The organism is Psychrobacter piscatorii (assembly GCF_001444505.1).
Lineage (GTDB): Bacteria > Pseudomonadota > Gammaproteobacteria > Pseudomonadales > Moraxellaceae > Psychrobacter > Psychrobacter piscatorii_B.
This window is the reverse complement of the sequence record NZ_LNDJ01000051.1, coordinates 43,222-50,446: the sequence shown is the minus strand read 5'-3', so window position 1 is coordinate 50,446 and position 7,225 is coordinate 43,222. Positions and strand designations below refer to the sequence as shown.

5 protein-coding genes are annotated in these 7,225 nt (G+C 45.8%); 2 read left to right on the top strand and 3 right to left on the bottom strand.

The window, feature by feature from the left end; translation table 11 throughout:
• The first annotated feature begins 323 nt into the window (after positions 1 to 323).
• Positions 324 to 2,411, top strand: coding sequence for a TonB-dependent receptor domain-containing protein (locus AS194_RS03690; RefSeq protein ID WP_058024124.1), 2,088 nt, complete (start codon positions 324 to 326; stop codon positions 2,409 to 2,411).
• A gap of 161 nt (positions 2,412 to 2,572) precedes the next feature.
• Positions 2,573 to 3,910: a PepSY-associated TM helix domain-containing protein gene (locus AS194_RS03685; protein ID WP_058024123.1), complete on the top strand. Its 1,338-nt coding sequence runs from the start codon at positions 2,573 to 2,575 to the stop codon at positions 3,908 to 3,910.
• 93 nt (positions 3,911 to 4,003) lie between these two features.
• On the opposite strand, the gene AS194_RS03680 is transcribed toward AS194_RS03685, so the two are convergent.
• The 3 genes from AS194_RS03680 to AS194_RS03670 all read right to left on the bottom strand — a co-directional run bounded on the left by AS194_RS03680 (position 4,004) and on the right by AS194_RS03670 (position 7,144).
• A complete protein-coding gene (locus tag AS194_RS03680; protein WP_058024122.1) occupies positions 4,004 to 4,774 on the bottom strand; it encodes an ABC transporter ATP-binding protein in 771 nt (256 codons plus the stop codon).
• 75 nt (positions 4,775 to 4,849) lie between these two features.
• Positions 4,850 to 5,935, bottom strand: coding sequence for an iron chelate uptake ABC transporter family permease subunit (locus AS194_RS03675; protein ID WP_083499584.1), 1,086 nt, complete (start codon positions 5,933 to 5,935; stop codon positions 4,850 to 4,852).
• 114 nt (positions 5,936 to 6,049) lie between these two features.
• Positions 6,050 to 7,144, bottom strand: coding sequence for an ABC transporter permease (locus tag AS194_RS03670; protein ID WP_152978596.1), 1,095 nt, complete (start codon positions 7,142 to 7,144; stop codon positions 6,050 to 6,052).
• Positions 7,145 to 7,225 lie beyond the last annotated feature (81 nt).

Below are 7,225 nucleotides of genomic sequence, written 5' to 3'. Positions count from 1 at the left end.
GCTTATTTCAAGTTGAGAGTGGGGTATGTTTATAGTTAATACCAAGCGTTGCTGCGTTGTATTGCTACGTCCACTTGGCGTACTAAGTACTAGAATTGAGAATGTATGATATTAATTATTGCCAAATTGTTAATACTTAGTTATTATGCCTCTCTTTATTTAAACGCTAATCATTATCATTAGCATTAATAGTGTTATTTGCACGATATGATTGAGTGTTTTTAAGGTGTTGAATCTTCTGATAGGCGCTATTTTCAGGACTATTCTATGACAGGTTTTACAAATAATTCTAATTTTTGACAGTAAAAGTGAGTAAATGTGTTATGCGCGAAGTAAAGTTATCTAGCAGATTGACTGTGCTATCTATGGGTGTAGCAGCGGTATTGTGTGCACAAGCGGCCAGTGCTGCAACGGCAGCAGATATGCCAAATACGACGTTGCAAACGATTACCGTGACAGCAAATAGCTCTGTCCGCGATAGTGTACAAGAAGACTCTGTCTATATAGATGACTATACGCCAGCAGCTCAAGCAAGCCATCTGAGCGATTTTCTGGACGTCGTACCGGGGGTAAGCGTAGGCGGTACCTCATCGGTCAACCAACGTATTCGTGTACGTGGTCTTGATGATACCAACCTAAAAGTAACGATTGATGGCGCACGTCAAGAAGGCGCGTTGTTCTACCACATGGGTGATGTCACGATTGATCCAGATCTGCTAAAACAAGCAGAGGTGTCAGTGGGCAATAACTCAGTGACGCTCGGTAATGATGCTATCGGCGGTGCGGTTGCTTTTGAGACAGTCGACGCGGCAGATTTACTTAAGCCTGGTCAAAAAATAGGTGCTAAGCTGCATGCAGGCTACGGCAGCAACAATGATGAACTGCTAACCTCAGCTACTGTGTATGGTGCGCCAACAGAAAATGTTGATTTACTGGCTTATTATGGTAAACGTGATGCGGACGCTGGTGAAGATGGTAAAGGCCGTAAAATCCAAACTGAAAACAGCGAAGGCGAAAACATCTTATTAAAAGCGGGTGCGTATGTCGGTAGTGATCATCATGTAGGCGCTAGCTTTAGCCGTACCGAAAACAAAGGCAAGTTCCCATTACGTCCAGATTTTCCTGCTGGTGGCTGGAACCCAATCATCCCGCAGGAAGTCAAACGCGATACCTATGCGCTTGACTACGCTTACAATCCTGCCAACCAGTTGGTCGATGTAGACGCCAATGTATATCAGACCAGCACGCAGATTTTGCGTAACTCTGACGGCGTACCTGGGTTTGAGTTTGATGCGGAGGTCAAAACCACAGGCGGCAAAGTACAGAACACCAGTATCGTTGATAGCAGTATTATCAACGGTGTACCAGGGGTTCATAAGTTCATCGCTGGGGTTGAGCATTACAAAAAAGAATCTGAGATGGCACGCAATTTCGGCAAGGCGAGCACTGATGAGGCAACCAATACCTCAGTGTATCTAGAAGACCAATGGCAGATGGGTAAGCTTAGTTTAACGCCAGGCGTCCGTTATGACCGTTATGAGTCACCAGAGTATGTATCGGCTGGCAAGACTTATGACAATGTCGTTGGCGCATTGGCTGCCAGTTATGAGATTGCACCGCGTACCCAGCTATTTGCAAGCTATACTCAGTTATTTAATGGTCCAGATCTTAGCCAAGCGATCTTTAATTCCGACGGTGTTGATACCTATGTGAACAATGACCTAAAAGCAGAAGAAGGTGACAATGCAGAAGTCGGTATTGCGACAACGCTGCGTGGTTTGACCATGGCTGATGACTCTTTAAAGCTGAGCGCTAAGTACTTTGAAACCAATATCGAAAACTATATTGAGTTCGTACGTGCAGGTGGCAGTAGAACTGGTATGAATTGTACCACTGGGCAACTAGGTACAAGTGCTGCCCCTGAAGCCTGCCAAGGTGTCATTAATAATGACGAAGATTTTAAGATCAAAGGCGTAGAGTTATCAGCTGATTATCGCGCAGATAATTTCAACATGGGTCTAAGCTATGCTCGTGCACGTAGCAAAGGCGAAGATACGGGTTACAATATCTCTTCTGTCAGCGGCAGTGGCTCAGAGTCTGGTGACAAGTACATGGTCAATCTTGGTTACGCTCCAACCAGCACCACCGAGCTTGGCTGGCGCAGTACTTATGTCGCCGATGTGACACCAAATACCGCCGGTGATGACAACGAAAAACCAGGCTATGACGTGCATGATATCTTTATGACTTATGCGCCAACTCAAATCGAAGGTCTAAAAGCCACGCTAGGTGTCTACAATATCTTTGATGAGACTTATGCAAGTCATGCATCGCGCAACTCTATCGATGATGCCTATACTGATTTTGAAATGGGACGTAATATCAAAACGTCTTTAACATATCAGTTCTAATATAGCTTATCTGGTTTGAGTCTAATCGTACTTATAGAGTCAGCTGTCTGTACATGGGAGCTGGCTTTTTATTGCCTACTGGCTTTTGGATTGGCTATAGCAGCAATGACGCTAACGGATAAATACCTACCCAAACAACATATAATAAAGAACCAAGACCAATGATTACATTCAATCCTCGTCAAGCCTGCTTGTGGATTCACCGTTATACTGGGCTTGCTATGGCAGCCTTTTTAATCATTGCCAGTCTCACGGGTGCGCTGCTCGCTTTTCATCATGAGTTAGATGACTTGTTTAACCATAAACTGGCGCGTGTCGAGGCACAAAACACGCCGATACAGTCTGTCGCTGCGCTGCATGATAGTGTGATCCGTACCTATCCGCAGTATGGTTTTTCAAGTTTGCCGACGACCATTGAGGCGGGCAAGTCAGCGGTGTTTTCGGTAGATAGATGGCGCAGCGGCAAGCCTACCACGCCTGAGCCTGCTTTTAATGAGGTTTATGTCAACCCTTATACTGGCGCAGTCATTGGAACACGGAATAAAGATACTTGGGCATGGCATAATACCATGTGGAAGGTATTTTGGCTGCACCGTGACTTATTGCTTGGTGATATTGGTAAATGGGTCTTGGGCATTGTCTCGCTAGTTTGGACGATTAATTGTTTTATTGGCTTTTATTTGACCTTTCCTCGAGCAGTCAAATCGAGTCAGTCAAAACAAGTCTCTATCAAAAAACGCGCCTCGCTGTTTAAGCGCTGGCTACCTGCATGGAAAATTCGCCGCAAAACCAATACCTTTAAGCTTAACTATGATTTGCATCATGCTTTTGGTCTGTGGCTATGGGTTATGCTATTTGTCATCGCTTGGTCGAGCGTTGGGTTTAATCTAAAACCCGTTTATCAGCCTGTGATGCAGGCAGTGGTCGGACTGACGCCAAGAGAAAGAGGGCGACCGCCAACCAAGCCTGAACCGAATAAAACAGTAGAAAATCAGGGTAGGGCAGATAAGTCTATAAACTCAAATACGACTGTTAACGATAGCCGCAATACAGCGGATGCCATTGCTCAAGCAGTCAATAAGAGCAACAGCATTGCCTATCTGAGTGCCCAAGCCGATATTGCGGCGCGGCAGAATGGCACGGCTGTACAGCAGTTATTGGGTATCCGCTGGGTTGCAGAGGACGAGCAATGGCAAATGCGTTTCAAAACAGATAGAGATATTGGTACACACAGCGGTGCGTCATCCATTACGGTTGATGCTGCCACAGGAGAGGTTGCGCGCGTTAGTTTTGGTTATCAAAGCGGTTTTGGTAACAAAGTAGACCAATGGCTGTCAACGCTTCATATGGGACATATCGGTCAAGGTTGGAGCCATCGACTGTATCAAGCATTTTTGGCAATGATTGGACTGGCAGTTGCGGTGCTATCAGGGACAGGTGTGTATCTATGGTGGAAAGGCCGACAACAGCGTTTAAAGGCATTGCAAAAGCTCAAATAGATATTAAAACATAAAATTGATGTGCTCAATATAGTGCTAGTACCAATGTACTAGCATTATATTGAGCTTTTTTACATAAGAAAAAGTGGGGTTTTACACCGTATCCACAATCACAGGACGACCCTGATGATTGAGCACAGTGACGTCGACATTGTATAAATCTTTCATTGTCTCTTGAGTAATAACATCAGCAGGGCGACCAACAGCCATCACTTCTCCTGCTTTCATTGTAACGACCGTATCGGCAAATTGTGCTGCTTGATTGATATCATGTAGGACGATCACCACGGTTTTTTGCTGGCTGTGGCTAAGCGTACGTAGCTCACGCATGAGTCGACCAGCATGATACATATCTAGGTTGTTGAGTGGCTCATCGAGCAATAGATAGGGCGTATCTTGGCAGACAATCATCGCAATCAGCACGCGCTGACGCTGTCCACCTGATAGCGTTGACAAGAAACGCTCGGCAAGTGGCTCCAGCTCAAAGCGTTCGAGGATTTCTTGTACTTTTTGCTGATCGCCTACGGTTGGTTGTCCTTGATGATAAGGGTAACGACCAAACATCAGCAGCTCATGCACGCGCAGTCGTCCTTGTACATGGTTGTCTTGCCCAAGCATCGCGACCGTCTTGGCCAGTGTGCGCGCCTGACAGCTGACAATATCACGTTCCTCATTATCTACAGCAAAGCTCACTTGCCCATCCTGTAACGGTTGCAAGCGAGCCATGACAGAAAACAACGTCGATTTTCCAGCGCCGTTAGGCCCAATCAAAGCAATGACCTGCGCCGTTGGTAGGGATAACGTAATGTCATGCAAGATTTTTTGTTTGCCAATATGGTGAGAGATATTATTCAGTTTAATCATAATCGTCTTATTTAAAAAGTCTTAGGGCTTTCTTTATCAACAGCATCAGCTAAATAAACAATGTCGGCTAAGTAGTTATAACGAACGGCGTTGAGACATAAATATCAATGCCAAGAACACGAGGCCACCTGCTAGCTCTATCACAACGGACAATACGCCTGCCATATCTAGCACTTGCTCAAAGAGTGTCTGACCCAACACCAAGCAAATCATAGCGACCAAACTGACCAATATCAGCCGCTCAGTATGATACATGTGTCGAGCGATACGATTGGTCAATGCACAAACCAATAGACCAAAGAAAGTCACTGGACCGACCAGTGCAGTGGCTGTGGCGACTAGCACTGCGATAACAGTTAATAGGCCAAATGCCAGACGTTGATAATTGATACCAAGGTTAATGGCTTGGGCTTGTCCGAGCATCAGCACATCGCATTGGTAGCGCCAGCGCCAGACAAACACCGCAGTGATGATACAGATAAATAGGCTAATGCCTAATAGCTGAGGATTGACCGTATTGAACTGTGCGTAGCTAGCAGATTGTACAACCACAAAATCATCAGGGTTAATCAGCCGTGCAATGAGTGCTGATAAACTGCGGAACAACACACCAAAGATAACGCCCACCAATATCAAGCGTGTCAGATCCTGACTGCTTTTAGAAAATAATAGCTTAAACAATAATAAAGATGCCCCAAACATCAGGACAATCTCAAGCGTGAACTTGGCAATAGGATCGAGACTGGTAAAGCTAATTGCCCCTAAAAAGAAAACCAGTAAGCTTTGTAGCAAAACATAGAGCGAATCAAACCCGAGTAGGGAGGGCGTTAGAATTGGATTGTGAGTCAACGTTTGAAACAATAACGTCGACACGCCAATCGCATAGCCAACCACCATCAGTGCCAGCAGTTTTTTGCCGCGTAGCGGTAGCGCAAAGTCCCAATAGCCATTGACATTGAGTGTCATAAACAAGGTCATCGAGATCAGTAGAATAATAGCTGCAATGGACTTTGGATGCGCAGCTATCCATGCCCAAAGCTTTGCCAACTGACCTTGGGCAGCAGCTGAATACTGACCATCTGCTGCAGATGAGTTATCTATCGCTGTGTTGGTTTCCGTAGAACGAGCCTTTGTGGCACTAAGCTTAGTTGATGAGAACATAAATAAATCCTATGATGCCAAGCTTATCTAAATAAGGCAAAAAATGAACGACGGTAAGTGAGTGGTTAATCGATTAAAGATTGCTGTTTTATTATTCAGCTTTACTGCTTAGTCTTATTGCTCAGCTGGCGCGCGCAATAATAGCCATAAAAACAGCACTGTACCGACCACGCCAAATACGGTGGCAACAGGGACTTCGAATGGATAGCGAATCGAGCGACCGATAATATCGCACAGCAATACGGCTGAAGCGCCAAGTAGCGCGACTGCGGGCAAGCTACGCCGCAACTTATCTCCCATTAGACGGCTCACAATATTTGGCACGACCAGCCCGATAAAAGGAATCATACCGACCGTCACGACCACAATGGCACTCATCATGGCCACCATACCGACGCCAATCCATGTGACTTGGCGTTTACTAATACCCAAGTTCAAGGCGATATTGTCACCCAGACCGACGATGGTTAGCTTATCGGCGATGATATAAGCTAGCACACACAGCGCGCCCGTGAGCCACAGCAGTTCATAACGACCTGCCAATACGCCTGAGAAATCCCCAAACTGCCACACGCTTAGCATCTGTAGCGACTCAGTTTGATAGGCGATAAAGGTAGTGACTGCTTCGATAATGCCGCCGAAGACAATACCAATCAGCGGAACCATCAAAAAATCCGTCGGCGGAATACGATGAATCAGCAGCATAAAGAGCATCATACCCAGCATGGCTGCAATGGTCGCTACGCTCATCTTCACAATGAGCGCACTGGCAGGAAATAGCAGACTGACCACTAGTAAACCGAGCGCGGCGCTTTGGGTAGCACCGACCATGGACGGCTCTACAAAGCGATTTTTGAGCACCACTTGGATGATCATTCCTGCCACTGCCATCGCAATGCCCGTCAAAATAATCGCAACGGTGCGCGGGATACGGCTGACCAGTAGTAGCGAGCTATCAGAGTTTGCACTATGACTAATGATACTTTGTAAGATACCCGACCACGAAAAGTCAGCCACACCAATAGATAAGCTCAATAACACCAAAAGCCCCATGATAATGAGGCTTGCGGTGTTGATTAACCACGGTGGTATGGCAGCACGTCGATATTTCGAGCCTAAAGTATGGCTAGCGCTTCCTTGCCAATTTGATACTGGCAGAGAAGCGTTAGGTTTGAGCCTAACACGAGCACGGTGTGAAAATAACGACATAATCTCTACTGGCTTAAAAATGAGCAAGGTTAACGGTAATAATTACCTACTTGTGAAACAATCGTTTGTATAGAGAACGAC

Bases quoted from the DNA above. Each gene is read 5' to 3' on its own strand.
- AS194_RS03690 (WP_058024124.1), top strand. From the start codon at position 324: ATGCGCGAAGTAAAGTTATCTAGCAGATTGACTGTGCTATCTATGGGT.
- AS194_RS03685 (WP_058024123.1), top strand. From the start codon at position 2,573: ATGATTACATTCAATCCTCGTCAAGCCTGCTTGTGGATTCACCGTTAT.
- AS194_RS03680 (WP_058024122.1), bottom strand. From the start codon at position 4,774: ATGATTAAACTGAATAATATCTCTCACCATATTGGCAAACAAAAAATC.
- AS194_RS03675 (WP_083499584.1), bottom strand. From the start codon at position 5,935: ATGTTCTCATCAACTAAGCTTAGTGCCACAAAGGCTCGTTCTACGGAA.
- AS194_RS03670 (WP_152978596.1), bottom strand. From the start codon at position 7,144: ATGTCGTTATTTTCACACCGTGCTCGTGTTAGGCTCAAACCTAACGCT.